A 21215-nucleotide genomic window follows, 5' to 3' on the forward strand; every position below is an offset into this window, starting at 1 on the left:
GTCTACTTGGGGATCGTGGTTTGTCCAGTTCGCGTTGGCGGGTGGTCGTGGTGTGGCTGGCGCTGGCGATCTGCTGGCCCGCGTCCGTGCACGCGCGGCCCTCGGTCCTGGTGCTGGGGCGCATCAGCGACAATCCCAAGGCCCATTACGAGCAACTCAAGCCGCTGCTGGACTACGTGGTGCCGCGCATGCGCGAGGTCGGCATCACCTCCGGGCAGATCCTGATGGCCCGCGACAGCCAGCAGATGAGCAGTTACCTGCGTCGCGGCCGGGTCGACTGGGTCACCGAGACCGCTGCCACCGCGATGGCGCTGGAACAGCGCGGTGGCGCCAAGCCGCTGCTGCTGACCGAGCGCAACGGCGTGCGTCAGTACCACACCGTATTCTTCGTGCGCAATGACGCGCCGGTGCACGACCTGTCGGATCTGCGGGGGCGCACGCTGGCGCTGCAGAGCACGCTGTCCACCAGCGCCTACCTGGTGCCGATGATGACGCTGTTCGAGCGCGGCCTGCATCCGGAGATCCTGCTCTCGACCAAGGACCAGCCCTCGGCGGAAACGGTCGGTTACGTGTTCGCGCGCTCGGAACTCAACATCGCCGCCTTCGTGCACAAGCACCTGGTGGATGCCGGGGCGTTCAGCAATCTCGACTGGGACGACGATCGCCGCATTCCCCCCGCGTTCCGCCGCGACTTCCGGGTGATCTACCGCAGCGAACCGTATCCGCGCGCGGTGGAGATGGTGCGCAGCGATCTGCCCACGGACGTGGAGACGCGCCTGCGCGAGGTGCTGCTGCACGCCGCCGACGATCCGCAGGGGCGCGCGGCGCTGCGCCAGTTCTTCGGGACCTCCGGCTTCTACCCGATCGATCCGGCGTCGCAGAAACGCCTGGATGCCCTGCGCGCCGGCGTGGCGCGGGTGAGGCTGGAAGTGGAATGAAGACCATGCGTTTCGGGTTGCAGGCCAGGTTCCTGCTGGCCATGGGCGTGGCTGCGCTGCTGGTGATGGCGATCCTGGCCCTGCTGCTGGAGCGCCAGGCGGCGATGCAGCGCGAGGTGCGCACGCTCAGCGGCAACGCCATCCACAGCCTGTTCGATAGCAGCATGCGCACCCGCGGCGAATCGCTGGCGCGGCAACTGGCTGATTCGCTGGCCAACCCGGTGTACTACTCCGACCTGGATGCGATCGGCACGCAGGTGCGTGGGGCGCTGGGCTATGTGGCGGTGGCCTACGTGCTGGTCTACGACGCCGACGGGCGGCTGATCCACGACGGCAGCAAGGACCTGGTGGGCTACGGGCAGCGCATGCGCGGGCCGATGGCCGACGCCGCGATCCGCGCCAAAGGCCTGCTGGCGCAGGAGTCGCCGGAGTTCCTCGACGTGTCGATGCCGATCATGATCGGCGACCAGCGCGTGGGCGGGGTGCGGGTAGGCATGTCCTGGGCACGCGCGCAGGAGTACGAGCGCAAGGCCGGGCAGAACCTCGACCAGCGCCTGGGCGAACTGGGCAAGCGCCATCTCGGCTGGTTGCTGCTGTTGCTGGCCGCCCTGGGCCTGACCGCGGCGATGGTGACGGTCTACGTGCAGCGCACGCTGGTGGCGCCGTTGCGCTGGATGGCGGCGGCCGCGCGCCAGATCGAGGCCGGCAACTACGCGGTGGAGCGCCGCGACAGCGGCCGCCACGACGAGGTCAGCGAATTGCTGCGCGCGTTCGGGCGGATGAGCGAGGCCATCGCCCGGCACGACCGCGACGTGCGCCACATGGCCTACACCGATGCGTTGACCGGGCTGACCAACCGGCTCGCGTTCCGCGAGGCGCTGGACCATCGCATGCTGTCGGCGCGCGCCTCGCAGCGCAGGCTGGCGCTCCTGTTCGCCGACATCGACGATTTCAAGCGGATCAACGACACCCTGGGCCACGAGGCCGGCGACGAGGCGCTGCTGCAGTTCGCGCGGCGCATCCAGCTGGCGGTGGAGCAACTGGGCGGCGACGATGCGCTGCTGGCACGCTTTGGCGGCGACGAGTTCGTGATCCTGGTGGAGGATGCGCAGGCGGCCAAGGTCGCCACCGCGTTGGCGCAGCGGCTGGTGCAGGAGCTGCGCGAGCCGCTGCGGATCCAGGGCCGCGAGGTGTTCATGGGTACCTCGATCGGCATCACTGTCTACCCGGGCGATGCCGAGGACGCCTCGGCGCTGCTGAAGAACGGCGACATCGCCATGTACCAGGCCAAGCTGGCCGGCAAGAATTGCCACCGCTTCTACAGCCGCGCGATGGACTATGCGGTGGAGCGGCGCGTGCACATGGAGCACGAGCTGCGCGGCGCCTGGGAGCGCGACGAACTCAAGCTGGCCTACCAGCCGATCTTCCGCACCCAGGACCGGCGCATGGTCGGCGTCGAGGTGCTGCTGCGCTGGCAGCATCCGGCGATGGGCACGATCTCGCCGACGGTGTTCATCGACGTGGCCGAGCAGAGCGGGCTGATCGAAAGCATCGGCCCCAAGGTGCTGCGCGCGGCCTGCAGCGAGGCCACCCAGTGGCGGCGCGCCGACGGCAGCGCCGACCTGTTCGTCTCGGTCAACGTCTCGCCGCGGCAGTTGCGCAGCGGCGATCTGCCCGAAGTGGTGGCCGAATGCCTGCGCGAGTCCGGGCTGCCGGCGGCGCAATTGCATCTGGAACTGACCGAGACCGCGGTGATCGGCGACGAGCTGCAGGCGGCGAGCATGCTGGCGCGGCTGCATCGCACCGGGGTCAAGGTCTGGCTGGACGACTTCGGCACCGGCTTCTCCGGGCTGAGCCACCTGCGCCAGGTGCCGGTGGACGGGGTCAAGATCGACAAGAGTTTCGTCGCCGACCTGCAGCGCGACCCGGACGATCTGGCGCTGACCACCGCGATCATCGCCATGGCGCATTCGCTGGACATCACCGTGGTCGCCGAGGGCATCGAGCAGGAGACCCAGTTCGAGCTGCTGCGCGAGCGCGGTTGCGAACTGGGGCAGGGCTTCTGGCTCAGCCGACCGCTCAGCGCGGAGGAATTCCGCCAACTGCTCGCCAACGAGGACGCACCGCCCGCCAGCGTGTGATCGCCGCTGCGGCGTCGTGGCCGGCGTGCGCTGTGCCTGCGGCGGTCCCGGCCAGGCGGGTCAGGGCAGCAGCGGGCGCTTGCCGGTATCGCCGGCGATCTCGCGCACCAGCTTCGGCACGAGATAGCCGGACAGGCGCGCGGCCAGCCCCTGGTGCAGCGCCAGCGCGGTGGCATCGTCCACTTCGAAATGGGCCACGCCCTGCACCCGGTCCAACTGGTGCAGGTAGTAGGGCAGCACGCCGGCGGCGAAGCTGCGCTCGCTCAGCGCGGCCAGCGCCTCCACGCTGTCGTTGACCCCGCGCAGCAGCACCGCCTGGTTGAGCAGGTGCGCGCCGGCCTCGCGCAGGCGCGCCAGCGCGGCATCCACGCCGGCATCGAATTCGTTGGCGTGGTTGGCGTGGATCACGAACGCCAGCGGCCACGGCAGCGTGCGCAGCCAGGCCAGCAACGGCGCATCGACGCGCTCGGGCAGCACCACCGGCAGGCGGCTGTGGATGCGCAGGCGCTTGAGTTGCGGCAGCGTCGCCAGCGCCTCGGTGAGTTCGGCCAGCTTCGGCGTGGCCAGCGACAGCGGATCGCCGCCGGACAGGATCACTTCCTCGATGCTGGGGTCGGCGGCGATGGCCGCCACCGCCGTGCGCCAGCCATCGCGCGCGGCGGTCTCGTCGGCATAGGGAAAGTGCCGGCGGAAGCAGTAGCGGCAGTGCACCGCGCAACTGCCGGTGGCCACCAGCAGGGCGCGGCCGCGGTACTTGTGGATCACCCCGTCGGCCTTCTTTGCCGCGGTGTCGCCGACCGCATCCAGGGCGAAGCCGGCGACCAGGCGCTGCTCTTCGTCGATCGGCAGCACCTGGCGCAGCAGCGGGTCGTGCGGATCGCGCGGGCGCATGCGTGCGACGAAGCTGCGCGGCACGCGCAGCGCGAACTGCGTCGCAGCCTGTTCGGAGACGCCCAGCGCCTGCGGATCCAGGTCCAGCAGGGCCAGCAGCTCGCGCGGATCGCGCACGGCGTCGCGCCAGGCCTGCTGCCAGCGCGGCGGCGCGGCGGCGGGCAGGGGCGGGGACGGCTGCATCGGGCGGGGGGCTGCGGTTATCATAGGCGGTCATCACACGAGCGCCCGCCGTTGCGGCGGAGCTTCCATTCTATCCGGCCGGCCGCCGAACGCGGCGGGTTTGCCTTACCCGAGGAGTTTCAGATGGCCAGCTACGGCATGAACGACGTCAAGAACGGGATGAAGATCCTGGTCAACAGCGAGCCTGCGATCATCACCGATACCGAATACGTCAAGCCCGGCAAGGGCCAGGCGTTCACCCGCGTCAAGTACCGCTTCATCAAGTCCGGGCGCGTGGTCGAAATGACCATGAAGGCGACCGACAGCGTGGAAGCGGCCGACGTGGTCGACACCGACATGCAGTACCTGTACAGCGACGGCGAGTACTGGCACTTCATGCAGCAGGAAACCTTCGAGCAGGTGCAGGCCGACAAGGCCGGCGTCGGCGACGCCGCCAAGTGGATCAAGGGCGAGGAGGATTGCGTGGTGACGCTGTGGAACGGCACGCCGATCCAGGTCACCCCGCCGAACTTCGTCGAACTGAAGATCGTCGAGACCGACCCGGGCGTGCGCGGCGATACCTCCGGCGGCGGCGGCAAGCCGGCGACCCTGGAGACCGGTGCGGTGGTGCGCGTGCCGCTGTTCGTCGGCCAGGAAGAAGTGATCCGCGTCGATACGCGTTCGGGCGAATACGTTTCGCGCGTCAAGTAAGTCGGCATGCCCGCGGCCGCCGCCGGCCGCGGGCATGCGCACGCGCTGGCGTGCGGCGGCCAGGCAGCGCATGCGCCGGATCGCCGTGCGGCGGTGATGGACCACCTCGCTCCCAGGAAACGCCCGTGACGACCAGCCACGCCGACAGCGCCGACAGCAAGTACCCGCACGACCGCGTCGTGTTCTTCAGCGATGCGGTCTTCGCCATCGCCATCACCCTGCTGGCGGTGGAAATCAAGGTGCCCGGACACGCCGAGGTCGCGGCGGCCGGCGGCATCCTCGCCGCCCTGCACCGGATGCTGCCGCTGTTCATCGGTTTCGCGGTCAGCTTCCTGGTCACCGCGCTGTTCTGGAAGTCGCACCTGCAGCTGTGCCGGCACATCCGCCAGTTCGACGACCGGCTGATCTGGCTCAACGTGCTGCAGCTGCTGCTGATCGGCCTGCTGCCGTTCTCCACCGCGCTGTACTCGGACTATTTCGGCAACCACGAGGCGTTCGCGGTGTACTGCGCGCATCTGGCGGCGATCGGCCTGGCCGGGTACTGGCTGCATGCCTATGCGGTGCGCAAGGAAGGCCTGGCGCAGCGGCTGGGCCCGCTGCAGGCGCAGGCGATGAAGCTGCGCGCGGCGGTCTCGCCGGTGGTGTTCGCGTTATGCATCCCCGTGGGCATGGTGGCACCGTGGCTGGGCCGCTTCGGCTTCCTGGCGGTCTTTCTGCTGCAGTGGGGGGTGATGCGCGTGTACCAGCGACGCATCCGCCAGTCCCAGGCGGCACCGGCACCGTGACCCTCCCTTTTCTAGAGTCCCTGCGATGACCTCCATACCCGAATCCTGCGACCTGCTGATCGAAGCCGGCTACGTGGTCCCGATCGAACCGCATGCGGTGGTGCTGGAAGACCACGCGGTGGCGGTGCGCGGCAGCGAGATCGTGGCGGTGCTGCCCACGGCCGAGGCACGCACGCGCTTCGCCCCCGCGCGCACCGTCTCGCGCCCGGACGCGGCGCTGCTGCCGGGGCTGGTCAACGCGCACACGCACAATCCGATGACCCTGCTGCGCGGCATCGCCGACGACCTGCCGCTGATGGTGTGGCTGCAGCAGCACATCTGGCCGGTGGAGACCGCGGTGATCGGCCCGGAGTTCGTCGCCGACGGCACCGCGCTGGCCATCGCCGAGATGCTGCGCGGCGGCACCACCTGCGCCAACGAGAACTACTTCTTCGCCGACGTGCAGGCCGCGGTGTACAAGCAGCACGGCTTCCGCGCGCGGGTCGGCACGGTGATCATCGATTTCCCGACCGCCTGGGCCAAGACCTCCGACGAGTACTTCGCCCGCGCCTGCGAGGTGCACGACCAGTGGCGCGACGATCCGCTGGTCGGCATCGCCTTCGCCCCGCATGCGCCGTACACGGTCAACGACGCCAACTTCGAGCGGGTGCGGATGCTGTCCGACCAGCTCGAGGTGCCGGTGCACCTGCACACCCACGAGACCGCGCAGGAAATCGCCGACTCGCTCAAGCAGTACGGGCAGCGCCCGCTGGCGCGGCTGGACCGTTTGGGCCTGGTCAACGACCGCCTGATCGCGGTGCACATGACCCAGCTCACCGACGCCGAGATCCACCTGTGCGCCGAGCGCGGGGTCAGTGTGGTGCATTGCCCCGAATCCAACCTCAAGCTCGCCTCCGGCTTCTGCCCGGCCTGCGCGCTGCAGCGGGCGGGCGTGAACCTGGCGATCGGCACCGACGGCTGCGCCAGCAACAACGACCTGGACATGTTCAGCGAGAACCGCACCGCGGCGATCCTGGCCAAGGCGGTGGCCAACGACGCCACCGCGCTGGACGCGGCCAGCACGCTGCGCGCGGCCACCCTGGGCGGCGCGCGCGCGCTGGGCTTCGGCGAGACGATCGGCTCGATCGAGCCGGGCAAGCAGGCCGACCTGATCTGCGTGGACCTGTCGGCGCTGGAGACCCAGCCGCTGCACAACGTGCTGTCGCAACTGGTGTACGCCACCGGCCGCCAGCAGGTCAGCGACGTGTGGATCGCCGGCCAGCCCAAGCTCAGCCAGCGCGTGCTGGTGGACATGGACGTCGACGCGCTGGTCGCCAATGCGCGCGAATGGCGCGAACGTATCCGCAGCGTCCACGCCTGATCCGCTATGTTCGCCGCGCAGCTCCGCGTGCGCGGCCCCAACGAGAATCCGTTATGACCGCTTCCGCCGCCAACGCCTCCGCCAACTTCGATCAGGCCGAACTGGACAAGTTCGGCGCCCTGGCCACCCGCTGGTGGGATGCCGACGGCCCGCAGAAGCCGCTGCATGCGCTCAACCCGGTGCGTCTGCGCTACGTCGCCGAGCGCCTGCCGCTGCGCGGCGCGACGGTGCTGGACGTGGGGTGCGGCGGCGGCCTGCTCAGCGAGGCGCTGGCCAAGGAGGGCGCGCAGGTCACCGCGATCGACCTGGCACCGGAGCTGATCAAGGTCGCACGGCTGCACCAGTTCGAATCCGGGGTCGAGGTCGACTACCGTGTGCAGTCGGTCGAGGACCTGGCGGCCGCACAACCGGGCAGCTTCGACGCGATCACCTGCATGGAGATGCTCGAGCACGTGCCCGATCCGGCGGCGATCGTGCGCGCCTGCGCGACCCTGCTCAAGCCGGGCGGACAGCTGTTCCTGTCCACCCTCAACCGCACCCCGGCCGCGTTCGCCCTGGCCATCGTCGGTGCCGAGTACGTGGCGCGGCTGCTGCCCACCGGCACCCACCGCTACCAGGATTTCATCAAGCCGGCGGAGCTGGCCGCGTGGTTGCGCCAGGCCGAGCTGCAGCTGCGCGACGTCAGCGGCCTGGCCTACGAACCGTGGCGCAATCGCGCGCGGCTGTCCTCGCGCACCGAGGTCAATTACCTGGCGTGTGCTGCAAAGCCGGGAATCGGGAATGGGGAATAGGGAAGCGCCGCTGCCGCGGCGAGGTTACCCGCCGGTGGTGCTGTTCGATCTGGATGGCACGTTGCTGGACAGTGCGCCGGATCTGCTGGCCGCGGCCAATGCGCTGCTGGCCGAGCACGGGCGTCCTGCGCTCGACCTGGCGCAGTTGCGGCCGGTGGTGTCCAAGGGGTCGCGGGCGATGCTCGGCGTCGCCTTCCCGGATCTGCCCGCCGCGCAGCGCGATGCGCTGATTCCGGCCTTCCTGCGCCATTACGAGGCGCTGATCGGGCGCCATTCGCAGCCGTTCGACGGCATCCCGGAACTGCTGCAACGCCTGGAAGAGGCCGGCAGCGTGTGGGGCATCGTCACCAACAAGCCCGAGGCGCTGGCGCGGTTGATCCTGCCGCAGTTGCAGTGGCAGCAGCGCTGCGCGGTGCTGATCGGCGGCGACACGCTGCCCGAGCGCAAGCCGCATCCGCTGCCGCTGCAGGTCGCCGCGCAGCGCCTGGGCGTGGCGCCGCAGGAAGTGGTCTACGTCGGCGACGACGAACGCGACATCCTCGCCGCTCGCGCCGCCGGCATGGCCTCGGTGGCGGTGCTGTGGGGTTATCGGCTGGACGAAGACGATCCGCTGGCCTGGCGCGCCGATGCGATGGTCGCCGCGCCGGCCGAGTTGTACGACGCCGCGGCCTGGCCGGTCAGCGCAGCCGCGTCCTGAAACCGGTGCTGTCGCCGCGTTCGCGGTGATGCATGACCGCCGTGTCGCGGCCTGCACGCCGACGCCGCTCGGCATCCACCGGTCGCGCACGTACACTGCGCGTTCTGCGCGGCAGCCGCGCTCACTCTCCCATTGCGCGATGCCGTCGGCGCGCGCGCCTGACTCCGGATTCACCGATCGCATGAGCAGTTCGTCCGCCCTGGATGCCTTCCTCGACAAATGGCGCCGCCGCTGGCCGGAATGGGCCGTGGCCGAGGCGTTCGTGCCGGCGCCGCAGCGCGCCCGCACCGTGGCCTGGTTCGCCCTGCTGCAGGAGTTCGACGACATCCTCAACATCGCCGGCGACCCGCTGCCGGCCGACGCCAAGCTGGCGTGGTGGGGCGAGGAACTGCGCAGTTGGGCAGGGCAGCGTTCGCGGCATCCGCTGGGCCGGGTGCTGGAGCCGGTGGCTGCGCCGTGGACACAACTGGCCGAGGCCTTGCCGAGCCTGCCACAGTCGCGCGCGGCCGCGGCCGACACCGCGCATGCGCTGGAGCGGCTGGAGCCGTTCGCGCAGGCGGTGGTCGCGGTCGAGCGCGCGTTGTTCGAGGCCTCGGCCGAGGGCGCCGCGGTGCCGGTCGCGCTGCAGGTGCTGGCGCAGCGCCTGCTCGAGGGCGGCGCCGCCACCGCGCCGCTGGCGCTGCGCGGCGGCGATGAGGCGCAGCAGCGCCAGCGCTGGGCGCAGGCATTGCTGAAGCCGTGGCCGCGCCGCGTGCGCGGGCCGCGTCCGCGGCGCATCCTGTCGGCGTTGGCGCGTGCGCGGATGGTGCAGCAGGCGGCCGCCATACCCAGGCCGCCGGGACAGATGGCGACGCTGTGGCGCGCCTGGTGGGCCGGGCTGGGCTGAGCCCGCCCGCCCTCCGCGCCGGCATGCCTCAGGGCGCGCTGCCGGCGCCGCTGTTGGCGTACTCGTAGAAGCGATTGGCCGAATTGCTGCAGTTGCTGCTGCAGTACGGCCGGCCGATGGTCGAGGCGTTCCACGGCGCGCTCTTGCGGATGTGCCCGCCCAGCGTCGAGTCGCGGATCACCACCTTGCCGTTGGGCGAGGTGCCGTCGACGTAGTTGGACAGGCTGCCCACGCTCTCGTCCCAGGCCCGGCCCAGCCACACCGTGCCGCTGCCCGGGTTGCCGACCGCATCGAAGGTGCTGTTGATCGCCAGGAAGCCGTAGCTGCTGCCCGGGCGGGTACTGGGCGCGAAGATCACGCCACCGTCGTTGGCGCCGCGGCGCGCGGCGGTGTAGCGGATGGTGCTGCCGGCGAACACCGCCACGCCCGAGCCGAAGATGAAGTCGGTGTCGCCCTCGATGGTGCCGCCCTTGACGTAGGCGCGGATCACCGTGTTGGCGCTGCCGGCGCTGATCAGCAGGGTGTCCTGGTTGCCGGTCAGCACCACGTTCTCCAGCACCGCCTTGTCGCCACGCAGCGCCAGCGCCACCGCCGACTGGTTGCTGCCGCTGTAGGTGCCCTCGACGTAGCTGTTGACGATCGCCAGGTTGCGCGCCTGGAACTGCGCCGCGCGCACGGTGACGGTGCCGCTGTCGGAGGTGCCGACGGTGCTGCTGGCGGCGTTGCTGGCGCAGGGATGGGTGGCGCTGCCGGTGGGCTTCGGGGTGGGGTTGGCGTTGCCGAAACGGATCGTGGTGCTGGCCGGGCTGCCGCCGAGGCCGAACAGCGTGAGCGGCGGCGCCGCGGCGGGTACGCAGACCACTTCGGTGTAGGTGCCGGGCGCCACGCTGATGTAACGGCGCATGCTGCCACCGGCGGCGACCGCGGCGTCCACCGCGGCCTGCACGGTGCGGTAGCGGGTGCTGCCGTCGGCAGCCACCGCGTAGTCGGCCTGCAGCAGCGCGACGCCGGCGCTCGGATCCCAGTTGTCGGTAACCAGCGCGCCGATCGGTCCGGCCTGGGCCAGGTGGCGGGCGACAGTCTGGTTGGCCGCCTCGCTGCTGGTCAGTTGCGGGCGCGACGCTGTGCCGGTCAGCGCCGGCGCATCGGTGACGACCCCGGCCGCCAGGGCGAGGGTGGAGGAAAGCAGCAACCAGCGCGATACGGTCATGGGAAGCCTCCGCTCAAGGATAAGGGCCCGCGGCAACGCCTGGAATGATACCGGTGTCATCCGGTCGCCTGATCCAGCGTCGTCAGCGGACCGGCGATGGTAGGGGCGTTCGCGCGCCGATGCCGGCCGATGTCGCAGCCAGAGCTCGGTTGTGCCGCTTCCATCACGATCGCGGATCCGTCGCACGTGCGGCGCGCCAGTTGGGGTGGCGTGGAGGGCGATTCCCAGGCCAAAACGCGACGGCTGCAGGCGCTCCAGACCCGGCGCCGGCGGACGGTCGCCGCACTGCGGCATGGATCTGCGCGCCGTGTGCCACCCCACTTTCTGGCGTGACGGGGTCGTGAATTTGGATACGAGCGCCGTCGCGGCTTGCGCTACCCTCGACGCCGATCCCACTTGGAAGTCGTCGATTGAAGCGCCTGTGCCGTTGGTGCTGCCTGTTGCTGTGCCTGGGGCTGGTCGGGTCGGCGCTGGGGCAGGAACTGTTGTTGCAACGGCTGGCCGCCGACCCTCCGCCGCCGGAGGTGGTGGCGGGGCGCCACGATACCGCGTTCGCCGATGCCGGCCATGGTGCGATCCTGTACGAGCGCAGCAAGCAGCCCACCTGGTGGCGGATCCGCGCCGACCGCACGATCGGCAGCGAGGGCCAGCCGCAACTGGTGCTGCAGTCGCCGTATCTGACCCGGGTCGAGGCCTGGGTGCCGGGACGCGCCACGCCAACCCGTCACGCGATCTACGGCGCCGACGCCGATCTGCGCTACTCCACCCGGGCCCTGGTGATCGCCTTGCCGCAGGGGCTGCCGGCCGGCGCCTCGATCTGGCTGCGGGTGCATGCGCCGGCGGCGATGCCGATGCCGGTGGGCATCGCGCCGCTGGCCCAGGTGCAGCGCGAGGATCTGCACTACGTCGGCTGGCGCGCCTTCATCCTCGGCTCGACCGCGGTGCTGGCGATCCTGGCGATCGCGTTGTGGGCGCGTCTGCGCGAGCCGATCTACGGCTACTTCACCGCCAACGTGATGTGCGTGCTGCTGTACCTGCTCGGCCTCGGCGGCGAGGCGCGCGCGGTGCCGGGCCTGGCCAGCGTGTTCGCGTCCTCGCCGACGCCGATGCGCATCGTCGCCGCGCTCGGCGGCTTCTTCATCATCATCTTCCAGCGCCGGCAACTGGAGATGCGCCGGCAACTGCCGCGGCTGGACCGGGTGCTGCGGCTGTGCGCGCTGTTCCTGCTCGGCATCGCTGTGGCCTGCCTGCTGTCGGACGCGGCGGTGCTGAGCGTGCTGGGCAATCTCGGGCTGATCGTCGGTGCGGCGCTGCTGCTGCCGTGTTGCCTGCTGCTGGCCTTGCGCGGGCAACGCTACGCCTGGCCGTTGCTGGCTTCGTGGACGCCGCTGTGGATGCTGTGCGTGCTGCGCTGCCTGGAGCTGACCGGGTGGTTGCGCCTGGATCTGGCCGCGCCGGTGCTGGCGCACGGCATCAGCCTGGCCCTGGCAATCTCCTGCCTGCTGGTGACCTTCGGTCTGGCCGAGCAGATCCTGGAGCTGCGTCGCGACCGCGACCGCGCCAGCCGCATGGCGACCGTGGACGAACTCACCGGCCTGCTCACCCGCGCGGCGCTGCAGCAGCGCCTGGCCGAGGCAATGAAGGACGCCGCGCGCCACGCGCAGCCGCTGGCGCTGGCCTACATCGACATCGACGATTTCAAACGCATCAACGACGTCCATGGGCACGCTGGCGGCGACGCCTGCCTGCGCTGGGTCGCCGCCTGCGCGCGGGCGCGCCTGCGCAGCACCGACACGCTCGGCCGCCAGGGCGGCGACGAGATGTTGCTGCTGATGCCCGGCGCCACCCTGGAGGCCGCGCGGCGCGTGGCCGAGGACATCCGCCAGCACGTCGCCGCGCAGCCGCTGCCGCGCGAAGGCCAGGCGCTGTCATGCACGCTGAGCGTCGGCGTGGCGCAATGGCAGCGCGGCGAGAGCGTGGCGGCGCTGTTGCAGCGGGCCGATGCCGCGCTCTACGCCAGCAAGGCCGCTGGCCGCAACCGCGTCAGCGTTTCCCCATCCACCGCGTCACCCACCAAGGAGCCTCAGCCATGACTGCACAGCCCGCTTTGCCCGCGTTCGCTCCCGATCAGTTGCAGGTCGGCGACATCCTGTTGCAACTGGGCTGCGGCCCGGTGTCCGAACTGATCGCCTGGTGCGGCGACAGTATCTACAGCCATGCCGCCATCGTCGCCGATCAGGGCGATCTGATCGAGGCGGCGGCCAGCGGCGTGCGCCGCTATCCGCTGTCGCAGCGGCTGACCGACACCACCAACTACCTGATCATCGACGCCTACCGGCCGCTCAGCTACGCCTGCGTGGCGCTGGACGACGCCGATCGCGCCAGCGTGCTGGCCAAGGCGCAGTCGCTGCTGGGCGTCCCGTACCCGCTGGACAGCCTGGCCACGCTCGGCCTGCTGGTCGCCATCCGCGGCAAGTGGCCGCAGCACTGGCTGGCGCGGATCGTGGTGCGCGAGGCGCTGGACCATCTGGTCCGCGACAATCCCTCGCACATGGTGTGTAGCGAAGTGGTATACCGCGCGCTGGCCGAATGCGATGCGACGCCGCCGGGCCGGCTGGCGCCGCAGATCGTGCTCAGCGGGCCGACCCACATGCCGTTCCCGGATCTGGACTGGAAGGCGCTGTGGGAAGAAGTGTGGCAACTGCTGCATCCGCACCGGCAGCAGGCGCTGGGCGACATCGCGCAGCGCCTGGCGGCGGTGGAGGGCGCGCCGGCCAGCCTGGCCGCCTCGGCACTGACCACGGTCGCCGACGACGACCTGCTCAGCCGCGCCAACGCGGTCCGCGCCGGCCTGGGCCTGCCGCCGCTGGCGCCGGTCACCGATCAGGTGGAAGACAACGGCAGCCTGCTGCGCGAAGCCGGCGAAGAAGCGCCGGGCGCGCCGTTGCCGCATCCCAATCCCAAGCTGGTCATGCCGCTGGATCTGGCCAACAGCCCCTCGCATGTGGTGCTGGGGCGCCTGCTTGAGGTGCCCACGTCGGCGTAGCTGAAAGGCTGCGCGCCAGCGCAGTGCGCGAGGCTGCGCCCGTACCCTCATCCGCCCCTTCGGGGCACCTTCTCCCGAGGGGAGAAGGGAGAGCGCTTGCCCCTCTCCCATTGGGAGAGGGGGCAGGATGAGGGTGCGGCCTCCCGGCCACGCGCGCCAACGCACCTGACCCACCAGCGCTTTACGGCTGCTTTGTCCGCTCCAGCACCAACAACGGATCGATGCGCACATCGAACCGCGCCAGGCGAATGTGTCGGCGATCCGGATGAGGAACGCGCCGCCGCGCTCCAACGCACCTGACCCACCAGCGCTTTACGGCTGCTTTGTCCGCTCCAGCACCAACAAAGGATCGATGCGCACATCGAACCAATTCATCCCCCAATGCAGATGCGGCCCGGTCGCACGACCCGTGGCACCCACCGCGCCGATCACCTGGCCCTGGGCGATGCGGTCGCCGACTTTGACGTCGATCCGCGACAGGTGCAGGAAGTTGGAGCTGACGCCATAGCCGTGATCCAGCAGCACGGTGCCGCCGGTGAGGTACAGGTCGGGGGCCGCGAAGGTGATCACGCCGGCGGCCGGGGCCTTGACCGGGGTGCCGGTGGGCACGGCGATGTCCATGCCCGAATGCCCGGCGCCGGGCTGGCCGTTGTAGACCCGGGCGTTGCCGAAGCGGCCGCTGATGCGGCCCTGCACCGGCAAGATGAAGGGTGCGGCGAAATCGGTGCGCGGGTCGTCGCGGTCGCGTGCGGCAGTGACCTGGGCCTGTTCGCGCTTGATCCGCTCGGCGATCGCCGGCGGCGGGTTCACCGTCTTCGGCGGCACCCCGTTGACCTGTTCCAGCGGCCAGTCGCGCGGCGTCACCGCGATCTCGACCGTCTCAGTCCCGCCATCCGGGCGCTGCACGGCGATGCGCAGCGGACCGCGCTCGTCGCGGCCGATGCCGAACACCACGCTGCCGTAGTCGCTGACCCGCAGGGTGCGTCCGGCGTACTGCACGCGGCTGCCGGGCGCGACCTTGCCGATCACCAGCGCGCCCTGCGAGGCGCTGCGCGGGAACACGCTGCGCGCTTCGGCGCCGGTCGCGGCCGGCGTCTGTGCGTGCAGCGCAGGGGCGAGCGGTGCAGTCAGCAGGACCAGCGCCAATGCGGCGCCGGACACCAGGGCGCCGCGCATCAGCGGTCGAACGCCAGGCGCTGCCCGTTGGGGGTGCCGACCAGGCGGGTCCCGTCCCAGGCCAGCACGCCGTTGACCCAGGTCGCGGCGATCTTCGAGCGGAAGCTGCGGCCCTCGAACGGCGACCAGCCGCACTTGGACAGCACGTCCTCGCGGCGCACGGTGAACGCGGTGTCGTCGATCAGCACCAGGTCGGCGTGGTAGCCCTCGCGCAGGAAGCCGCGTTCGTGCACGTCGAACAGCAGCGCCGGCGCGTGCGCGAACTTGTGCACCACCTGGGCCACGCTGAGCCGGCCCTCGTGGACCAACTCCAGCGCCGCGACCAGCGCGTACTGCACCAGCGGCAGGCCCGACGGCGCCTGCGCGTACGGTTTGCTCTTCTCTTCCCAGGTATGCGGGGCGTGGTCGGTGGCGAGCACATCGATCACGTCCTCGGCGATCGCGCGGATCAGCGCCTCGCGGTCGCTGGCGTCCTTGATCGCCGGGTTGCACTTGATCAGGTTGCCGAGCGTGGCGTAGTCGGCGCGGTCGAAGCGCAGGAAATGGATGCAGGTCTCGGCGGTGATGCGCTTGCCCTGGATCGGGCCGGGGGTGAACAGCGCCAGCTCGTCGGCGGTGGAGATGTGCAGCACGTGCAGGCGGGTGCCGTGCTTCTTCGCCAGCGACACCGCCAGCTGCGATGACTTCAGGCAGGCCTCGCGCGAGCGGATGTCCGGGTGCATGTCCGGGGTCAGCGCCTCGCCATACTTTTCCTTGAACGCGGCCAGGGTCGCGTCGATGGTCGGGGTGTCTTCGCAGTGGGTGATGATCGGCGTCGGTGCGTCGCGGAAGATCGCGTCCAGGGTCTGCGGGTTGTCGACCAGCATGTTGCCGGTGGAGGCGCCCATGAATACCTTGATGCCGGGCGCGGTCTTCGGGTCCAGGGTCTGGATCGCGGCCAGGTTGTCGTTGCTGGCGCCCAGGTAGAAGCCGTAGTTGCCCCAGGCGCGGCCGTGCGCGGCGTCGTACTTGGCCTGCAGCGCGGCGGCGTCGAGCGTGGGCGGATTGGTGTTGGGCATGTCCATGAAGCTGGTCAGGCCGCCGGCCACCGCCGCGGCCGATTCGGTGGCGATGTCGCCCTTGTGGGTCAGGCCGGGTTCGCGGAAGTGCACCTGGTCGTCGATCATGCCGGGCAGCAGCCAGCGGCCGGCGGCATCGACCACGGTCTCGCCCTCGCGTGCGGCCAGCTGCGGGGCGATCGCGGCGATGCGGCCGTCGGCGATGCGCAGATCGCCCTGGGTTTCGCGGCCTTCGTTGACCAGGCGCGCGTTGACGATCAGTGTGGAAGCGGACATCAGTGTTTTCCTTGGCAGCGGCAGGGTGGCGGTGCCGTGGGGTCGGGCACCGGGTCGAACCCGCCAGGATGGAAGGGGTGGCAGCGGCCGACGCGGCGGGCGGCCATCCAGCCGCCGCGCAATGCGCCGAAACGGGCGATGGCGGTCACCGCATACGCCGAGCAACTGGGCACGAAACGACAGCGCGGTCCCAGCAGCGGGCTGATGAAGCGCTGGTACAGGCGCAGCAGGGCGATGAGAGCGCGGGCGATCACATCACCATGATATGCCACTGTGCTGGACTAGGCGGGTCGCTCGGCGTATACGCCGCGTTGTTGCCGCGGGGGGTAGGGTAGGCTATAAAGGCCCGCTTTCCCGGGCCCCGGGAAGACCAAGGAAGAGCGTTCGTGGCTGCTAAAAAACCTGCAAAGAAGGCCGTCCAGGCCGCCAAGAAGCCTGCCAAGCCCGTCGCCAAGAAAGCGACGGTGTCCGCCGCCAGCAAACCGCTGAAGAAAGCCGCGCCTGCGAAGTCGGCAGCCAAGGCCGCGCCGGCCAAATCGGCCAGCAAGGCCGTGGCCAAGAAGCCGGCGGCCAAGCCGGTCGCTGCGGCGCCGGCCAAGTCCGCTCCTGCCAAGAGGGCCCCGGCCAAGAAGGCGACTGCCAAGCCGGTCGCCCCGGCCAAGGCCGCCGTCAAGCCAGCGCCCGCCGCCAAGCCGGCAGCGAAGACGCCAGCGGCCAAGCCTGTGGCCAAGACCGCGGCCGCTCCCGCCAAATCCAAACCGGCCACCGCCTCTGTCGCACCTGCGGTGACCACCTCCGTACCGAAGTCGGCGCCCAAGCCGGCTGCGGCCAAGCCTGTCCCGGTCAAGCCCGCCGCGCCTGCCGCAGCACCGGCCTCCAAGCCCGTTGCCGCCAAGTCCGCCGCGCCGTCGACCCCGCCACAAAAGAATCCCGTGTCCGTTTCGAAATCCTCCGCGAAAACCCCCACCAAGTCCGAATCCACCCCGAAGGCGCCGGTCGCCAAGCCCACCGGCAAGGTCGCCGTGGCCGTGACCGCCAAGTCCAACACCCCGGTCAAGCCGGCCAAGTACAAGGTGGTCGAGTACAAGACCGACGAGGCCACCGGCCGCCCGATCCTGCCCAAGGGCTACAAGCCGGCGGCCGACGAGGAGTACATGAGCGCGCTGCAGCAGGAGTACTTCCGCCAGCGCCTGCTCACCTGGCGCGCCGATCTGGTCGAGGAATCCAAGCAGACCATCGAGAACCTGCGCGACGAGGTCCGCGACATCGGCGACGAAGCCGAGCGCGCCACTCGCGAAACCGAGAACTCGCTGGAACTGCGGACCCGCGACCGCTACCGCAAGCTGATCGGCAAGATCGACAGCACGCTCAAGCGCCTGGACGCCGGCGACTACGGCTACTGCGTGGACACTGGCGAGGAAATCGGCCTGGAGCGCCTGGAGGCGCGCCTGACCGCCGAGCGCACCATCGACGCGCAGGAGCGCTGGGAGCACCTGCAGAAGCAGCAGGGCGACTGAGCGATCACCGCCTTCAATGCGTCAAGGCAAGGCCCCGCTCACGCGGGGCTTTGCGTTTTGGTCACCTCATCGCCGGTCTAGGCAGTTCGCCTGTCGGCGATGCCGCACGCCGCGGAGGCGATGCCGCCTCCCCAAATCGGCCCCGCGGCATCGACGTGATGCTCGGCCATGGGCCGATCCTGCTGCTGGGCCACCTGCGGCTGTGCGGGTGATGCGTCGAGGTGGCTGTCCCTCAGCATGGGCGGCGGCGCCTTCAGCGCACCCCGTTGACCAGAGCGCTTTTCGCGTCCTTGACGAGATCCAGGCCGAGCGGACTGAAGTTGTAAAGGTCCTCCTTGGTGGCTGCGATGTTCAGCCCGACGATGGCCGAGGTGTCCGGATCCACATCCACGGCCAGCGGCATGGCGGCGAACTGCACATAGTCTCGGCTGGCGTTCCATTGCGCATTGCCACCGATCGCCTGGAGGAGGCGATCGATGTGGGTGCCGACCGGCTGGCCGAGCAGGTCGAAGGGCAGGGGAACTTTCAGATCGGCGAAGGCGATTAGGTTGATGACACGGTCATTACGGAAGCGTAAGGCCAGCTGACTGTAGACGAGCGTGCCAACCGGACGCGGATGCCGAGCCAGTTGCGCTTTGAAATCGCGCGGGTACAGGTACATCACGCTGAGCGTGTCCGGATGCTCGGCATCGTCGCGGGTGATGTCAGGCTGGCCGAGTAAGGCCAGGACCTGTTGCTTGTGCATGCCAAGCGCGACCGGGCCGATGTGCGTGCATGGAGCGGGTAGGGTGGACGCATTACTGGAGGCAGCGAAGGCCTGGTGGAGCCCGCGGGTACAGGCAGCGGCGTCGTTGCCGGTGGCGTTGGCCTGTGCGACGGCCATGCCGAATACAAGGATGCCGAACAGCGAAAAGGAGCGGTGTGGCATGGGGCATCTCCGGTGGTGGATCGCGCGTGGGCGAGGCCAGGAGCGCTCCCGGCCCCGCCCAAGGATGAATTAGTGGTTGTTGGGATCCCAGCCTTCGCGGTGCCCGTAGGCGGTGATGAACGCGTTGCGCTGGTCGCTGTTCAACGATGACCACTGATCGGACGGATTCAGGCCCGAATTGGTGGTGATCGTGGTGATCATCTCCGAGGTCGGATTTTCGCTCGGCGGCGACCAGCTGGTGATGAGGTCACTCAGCGTGGCGGTGCCACCGGCGTTGTTGTTGAGGCGGTCCATGTTGGCCGCCGCGGCGTCCAGACCGGCTTGCGGGCTGGAGAAGATCGCAAAGCCGCGGTCGTCGCCGAGCGTGCCGTGATTGTCCGCGAACGTGCCGGAGCGGATGTCGAGCGGGTTGTTGTCGCGGTTGGGATGGGTGCCGGTGACATCATGCGTGGTGCCATCGGCCGCGGTATAGGTCACCGTGGTGCCGCTGGCCGACGCGGACGTCGCGGGCTTGTCGTTGCTGCCGGCACCGTCGCCATCGCTGCCATCACCGTCGCCACCGTCGCCGTCTCCGTCGCCACCATCACCGTCGCCACCGTCGCCTTCACCGCCTTCGCCTCCCTCGCCACCTTCTCCTCCCTCACCGCCTTCGCCTCCTTCACCGCCTTCACCGCCTTCACCGCCCTCGCCACCGCCCTCCGATTCGACCGGTGCGATTTCGTCGCTGATGGCCATCTGGGCCGTCGCAGTCTTGTGCATCGCCATGTGGTGATGGTGATGGGTCTTGGCTTTGGCGTGGTGGGTTTTCTTGTGCGCCTTGGCGTGGTGAATCGAACTGGACAACGGATGCGCGCCGATGGATGTGCGCGTGCCGCCTGCAACCATATCGATTTCGATGATATCGAGCGTTCTCATGTTGATCCTTGAACAGAGGTGCGGGAAAAGCGCCGTTCCCGCTTCGGCTGATCCGTTGCGCGCGGCGTGGCCGACGATCGGATCGGTTCATGCTGCGTGCGGCACGTCCCAGGGCGCGGGCAGGGCGTAGGCCCGGTCTTGCGCGTGGGGAGGCGTTCGAACGCAAGAAACGTGGAGCATGCGGCTGCGCCAGGCGACAAGGACGACGCCGCCATGTCGCACGCTGCGCCGCGCGTGGGCTGCAACACCAGGGCGAACCGCGGGAGCGGGCACCGTGCGGTTCCCCGCACTGCGTCCTGCAGCAATGGCGTCAGCGCCTATCCGGCGGCTACATCTGCTGGGTGGTCGTCGCCCCCTCGCTGGAGCACACCAAGGCCAGCTCCAGGCGGCGGACCGTCCAATGCGACGGGGTATCCATCGTCCCGGTCGCATGGACGTGATAGGACGGGCAGTCGGCATCCTCCTCCGGGTTGTTCTTGATGTCGCAGTTGCCTTCGATCAGGAAGGCGTTGCTCCCTTCGGCGCCGGTGCGAACAAATTTCAGCGCAGGACAGTCCGCGAACAGCCTCGACAGGACGATGTCGTTCTTCAGCACATAGGCGATCGCCTGTTCTCCGCCTGCGTGAGACGAGGCTTGCTTCGCCTGCGACGATCCTTGCACGGCGACGGCGAGCGCCAGGGTCATGCAGATGCGCGGTAACCAGAAAGACTTCATACGCAGAGCTCCGATGGGCGATTGTCTCCCGGGCTGGCGTGCGCCGGCCCGGGAGAGGGTGGGGTGCGTGTTACTTGAAGACGCTGATGTGGACGTGGGTGGTGTCGCCGGTCTCGCGGCTGGCGGCGGTCCAGTCCGCGGTGGGACTGGAGCGGATGAAATTGCCCGCAGGGCCTTCCACGTAGCTCACGTTGGGATTGGCCATCGCCGCATTCTCCAGCGCCTGGGCGTTCTGGAGGCCTTCGCCGCTCGTCCCGACATGGACGTCGTTGATGATGTTGATGTCGACGGCGTTGCCCGTGTAGTGGGCGGAATTGGGGTTGTGGCTGCCGTTGGTCGTGGCCGAGATATCGATGCTGTCGACGCTCTGGTCGCCGTCGAGCACCGAGCCCAGGGTCGAGGCCATTTTGGAGGTGACCGGGTTGTTGCTGCTCGAGCCGTCCTGGGTGTTCTGGTAAGTGATCGAGACCGTCCTGCCATCGGACGTCGTATGGCTGCTGCCTATGCTGGTATCGGCCGGGCCGTTGCCGTCGGCATCGTCGCCGTCGTCGTAACCGCCGCTGCCATCGCCTTCGCCGCCTTCGCCTCCCTCACCACCTTCACCGCCTTCACCGCCTTCGCCTCCCTCGCCACCTTCACCTCCCTCGCCACCTTCACCGCCTTCCCCTCCCTCTCCGCCTTCGCCGCCCTCACCGCCTTCACCGATCGGTTCGACCTCTTCCATCCGTGCCATCTGCATGGTCGCGGACTTGTGCATCGCGGCGTGGTGGTGATGGATCCTGGCCTTGGCGTGGTGGGTCTTGTTGTGCGCCTTGGCATGGTGGATCGAACTGGACAGCGGGTGTGCGCCGATCGATGTGCGCGTCCCGCCTGCGACCAGGTCGATTTCGATGATATCGAGTGTTCTCATGGTGATCCTCGAACAGGTATGCGGGGAAGAGGCCGTCCTCGCTTCGGCTGATCCGCGTACGCGACGAAGGCGCCGCATGCGTGGACCGATCCCGTTCACGCG

The 21215-nt window shown here is 69.6% G+C and carries 20 protein-coding genes; 11 read left to right on the forward strand and 9 right to left on the reverse strand.

Going from position 1 to position 21215, the window contains the following annotated elements; translation table 11 throughout:
• The first annotated feature begins 47 nt into the window (after positions 1 to 47).
• Together SLW55_RS12300 and SLW55_RS12305 are read left to right on the forward strand one after the other, a co-directional pair.
• Positions 48 to 938 carry a phosphate/phosphite/phosphonate ABC transporter substrate-binding protein gene (locus SLW55_RS12300; RefSeq protein ID WP_152237866.1) on the forward strand — a complete coding sequence of 297 codons (891 nt, stop codon included), beginning with the start codon at positions 48 to 50 and terminating at the stop codon, positions 936 to 938.
• Positions 935 to 3079: an EAL domain-containing protein gene (locus SLW55_RS12305; protein WP_267084744.1), complete on the forward strand. Its 2145-nt coding sequence runs from the start codon at positions 935 to 937 to the stop codon at positions 3077 to 3079. Before SLW55_RS12300 ends, SLW55_RS12305 begins: the two co-directional genes overlap by 4 nt.
• Before the next feature lie 60 nt (positions 3080 to 3139).
• Here SLW55_RS12305 and epmB read toward each other — a convergent pair whose 3' ends face one another.
• A complete protein-coding gene (gene epmB, locus SLW55_RS12310) occupies positions 3140 to 4177 on the reverse strand; it encodes an EF-P beta-lysylation protein EpmB (RefSeq protein WP_295964917.1) in 1038 nt (345 codons plus the stop codon).
• 99 nt (positions 4178 to 4276) lie between these two features.
• Between epmB and efp the strand changes: the two genes are divergently transcribed.
• The 6 genes from efp to SLW55_RS12340 all read left to right on the forward strand — a co-directional run bounded on the left by efp (position 4277) and on the right by SLW55_RS12340 (position 9362).
• The gene (gene efp / locus SLW55_RS12315) at positions 4277 to 4843 is read left to right on the forward strand and encodes an elongation factor P (protein WP_010343528.1); all 567 of its coding nucleotides are present in this window, start codon (positions 4277 to 4279) and stop codon (positions 4841 to 4843) included.
• 125 nt (positions 4844 to 4968) lie between these two features.
• Positions 4969 to 5628, forward strand: coding sequence for a TMEM175 family protein (locus SLW55_RS12320; RefSeq protein ID WP_152237502.1), 660 nt, complete (start codon positions 4969 to 4971; stop codon positions 5626 to 5628).
• A gap of 25 nt (positions 5629 to 5653) precedes the next feature.
• Positions 5654 to 6988 (forward strand): TRZ/ATZ family hydrolase, encoded by a 1335-nt coding sequence (locus tag SLW55_RS12325; protein WP_017914280.1) that lies wholly within the window; start codon positions 5654 to 5656, stop codon positions 6986 to 6988.
• Positions 6989 to 7041: 53 nt separating this feature from the next.
• Positions 7042 to 7779: a bifunctional 2-polyprenyl-6-hydroxyphenol methylase/3-demethylubiquinol 3-O-methyltransferase UbiG gene (gene ubiG, locus SLW55_RS12330; RefSeq protein ID WP_017917628.1), complete on the forward strand. Its 738-nt coding sequence runs from the start codon at positions 7042 to 7044 to the stop codon at positions 7777 to 7779.
• The gene (locus SLW55_RS12335; RefSeq protein WP_267099601.1) at positions 7769 to 8476 is read left to right on the forward strand and encodes a phosphoglycolate phosphatase; all 708 of its coding nucleotides are present in this window, start codon (positions 7769 to 7771) and stop codon (positions 8474 to 8476) included. The genes ubiG and SLW55_RS12335 overlap by 11 nt, the downstream gene beginning before the upstream one ends.
• 181 nt (positions 8477 to 8657) lie before the next feature.
• Positions 8658 to 9362, forward strand: coding sequence for a phytoene/squalene synthase family protein (locus tag SLW55_RS12340; RefSeq protein WP_267099602.1), 705 nt, complete (start codon positions 8658 to 8660; stop codon positions 9360 to 9362).
• A 28-nt stretch (positions 9363 to 9390) separates the two neighbouring features.
• On the opposite strand, the gene SLW55_RS12345 is transcribed toward SLW55_RS12340, so the two are convergent.
• Positions 9391 to 10572, reverse strand: a complete 1182-nt coding sequence (locus tag SLW55_RS12345; RefSeq protein ID WP_267099603.1) for a putative acyl-CoA thioester hydrolase — start codon at positions 10570 to 10572, stop codon at positions 9391 to 9393.
• A gap of 410 nt (positions 10573 to 10982) precedes the next feature.
• Between SLW55_RS12345 and SLW55_RS12350 the strand changes: the two genes are divergently transcribed.
• On the forward strand, positions 10983 to 12665 hold the full coding sequence (locus SLW55_RS12350) for a diguanylate cyclase (protein WP_295864681.1): 1683 nt from the start codon (positions 10983 to 10985) through the stop codon (positions 12663 to 12665).
• Positions 12662 to 13618, forward strand: coding sequence for a hypothetical protein (locus SLW55_RS12355; protein WP_226978633.1), 957 nt, complete (start codon positions 12662 to 12664; stop codon positions 13616 to 13618). The genes SLW55_RS12350 and SLW55_RS12355 overlap by 4 nt, the downstream gene beginning before the upstream one ends.
• A 312-nt stretch (positions 13619 to 13930) precedes the next feature.
• Here SLW55_RS12355 and SLW55_RS12360 read toward each other — a convergent pair whose 3' ends face one another.
• Genes SLW55_RS12360 through yidD form a run of 3 tightly spaced genes read right to left on the reverse strand, consistent with a single transcriptional unit; the run spans position 13931 to position 16400 of the window.
• Positions 13931 to 14794, reverse strand: a complete 864-nt coding sequence (locus SLW55_RS12360; RefSeq protein ID WP_320745207.1) for a M23 family metallopeptidase — start codon at positions 14792 to 14794, stop codon at positions 13931 to 13933.
• Entirely contained in the window at positions 14794 to 16128 is a 1335-nt protein-coding gene (locus SLW55_RS12365) for a dihydroorotase (RefSeq protein ID WP_295950543.1), read from the reverse strand. The genes SLW55_RS12360 and SLW55_RS12365 overlap by 1 nt, the downstream gene beginning before the upstream one ends.
• Positions 16128 to 16400 (reverse strand): membrane protein insertion efficiency factor YidD, encoded by a 273-nt coding sequence (yidD, locus tag SLW55_RS12370; protein ID WP_026144024.1) that lies wholly within the window; start codon positions 16398 to 16400, stop codon positions 16128 to 16130. Before yidD ends, SLW55_RS12365 begins: the two co-directional genes overlap by 1 nt.
• A 114-nt stretch (positions 16401 to 16514) precedes the next feature.
• Here yidD and dksA point away from each other — a divergent pair, with 114 nt between their 5' ends.
• Positions 16515 to 17645 (forward strand): RNA polymerase-binding protein DksA, encoded by a 1131-nt coding sequence (gene dksA / locus SLW55_RS12375; RefSeq protein WP_267084736.1) that lies wholly within the window; start codon positions 16515 to 16517, stop codon positions 17643 to 17645.
• Between the two features lie 253 nt (positions 17646 to 17898).
• Here dksA and SLW55_RS12380 read toward each other — a convergent pair whose 3' ends face one another.
• The 4 genes from SLW55_RS12380 to SLW55_RS12395 form a co-directional block, all read right to left on the reverse strand.
• Positions 17899 to 18573, reverse strand: a complete 675-nt coding sequence (locus SLW55_RS12380; protein ID WP_026144025.1) for a hypothetical protein — start codon at positions 18571 to 18573, stop codon at positions 17899 to 17901.
• A gap of 69 nt (positions 18574 to 18642) precedes the next feature.
• Positions 18643 to 19488 carry a hypothetical protein gene (locus SLW55_RS12385; RefSeq protein WP_152237510.1) on the reverse strand — a complete coding sequence of 282 codons (846 nt, stop codon included), beginning with the start codon at positions 19486 to 19488 and terminating at the stop codon, positions 18643 to 18645.
• A 328-nt stretch (positions 19489 to 19816) separates the two neighbouring features.
• Positions 19817 to 20203: a hypothetical protein gene (locus tag SLW55_RS12390; protein WP_017909791.1), complete on the reverse strand. Its 387-nt coding sequence runs from the start codon at positions 20201 to 20203 to the stop codon at positions 19817 to 19819.
• Positions 20204 to 20273: 70 nt separating this feature from the next.
• A complete protein-coding gene (locus SLW55_RS12395; protein WP_051067633.1) occupies positions 20274 to 21113 on the reverse strand; it encodes a hypothetical protein in 840 nt (279 codons plus the stop codon).
• Positions 21114 to 21215: the final 102 nt, after the last annotated feature.

This window comes from Xanthomonas sp. LF06-19 (assembly GCF_034105425.1).
GTDB lineage: Bacteria > Pseudomonadota > Gammaproteobacteria > Xanthomonadales > Xanthomonadaceae > Xanthomonas_A > Xanthomonas_A sontii.

Coding starts and splice junctions, on each gene's coding strand:
- SLW55_RS12305 (WP_267084744.1), top strand. CDS start 935: ATGAAGACCATGCGTTTCGGGTTGCAGGCCAGGTTCCTGCTGGCCATG.
- epmB (WP_295964917.1), bottom strand. CDS start 4,177: ATGATAACCGCAGCCCCCCGCCCGATGCAGCCGTCCCCGCCCCTGCCC.
- efp (WP_010343528.1), top strand. CDS start 4,277: ATGGCCAGCTACGGCATGAACGACGTCAAGAACGGGATGAAGATCCTG.
- SLW55_RS12325 (WP_017914280.1), top strand. CDS start 5,654: ATGACCTCCATACCCGAATCCTGCGACCTGCTGATCGAAGCCGGCTAC.
- ubiG (WP_017917628.1), top strand. CDS start 7,042: ATGACCGCTTCCGCCGCCAACGCCTCCGCCAACTTCGATCAGGCCGAA.
- SLW55_RS12335 (WP_267099601.1), top strand. CDS start 7,769: ATGGGGAATAGGGAAGCGCCGCTGCCGCGGCGAGGTTACCCGCCGGTG.
- SLW55_RS12340 (WP_267099602.1), top strand. CDS start 8,658: ATGAGCAGTTCGTCCGCCCTGGATGCCTTCCTCGACAAATGGCGCCGC.
- SLW55_RS12345 (WP_267099603.1), bottom strand. CDS start 10,572: ATGACCGTATCGCGCTGGTTGCTGCTTTCCTCCACCCTCGCCCTGGCG.
- SLW55_RS12355 (WP_226978633.1), top strand. CDS start 12,662: ATGACTGCACAGCCCGCTTTGCCCGCGTTCGCTCCCGATCAGTTGCAG.
- SLW55_RS12360 (WP_320745207.1), bottom strand. CDS start 14,794: ATGCGCGGCGCCCTGGTGTCCGGCGCCGCATTGGCGCTGGTCCTGCTG.
- SLW55_RS12365 (WP_295950543.1), bottom strand. CDS start 16,128: ATGTCCGCTTCCACACTGATCGTCAACGCGCGCCTGGTCAACGAAGGC.
- SLW55_RS12380 (WP_026144025.1), bottom strand. CDS start 18,573: ATGCCACACCGCTCCTTTTCGCTGTTCGGCATCCTTGTATTCGGCATG.
- SLW55_RS12385 (WP_152237510.1), bottom strand. CDS start 19,488: ATGAGAACGCTCGATATCATCGAAATCGATATGGTTGCAGGCGGCACG.
- SLW55_RS12390 (WP_017909791.1), bottom strand. CDS start 20,203: ATGAAGTCTTTCTGGTTACCGCGCATCTGCATGACCCTGGCGCTCGCC.
- SLW55_RS12395 (WP_051067633.1), bottom strand. CDS start 21,113: ATGAGAACACTCGATATCATCGAAATCGACCTGGTCGCAGGCGGGACG.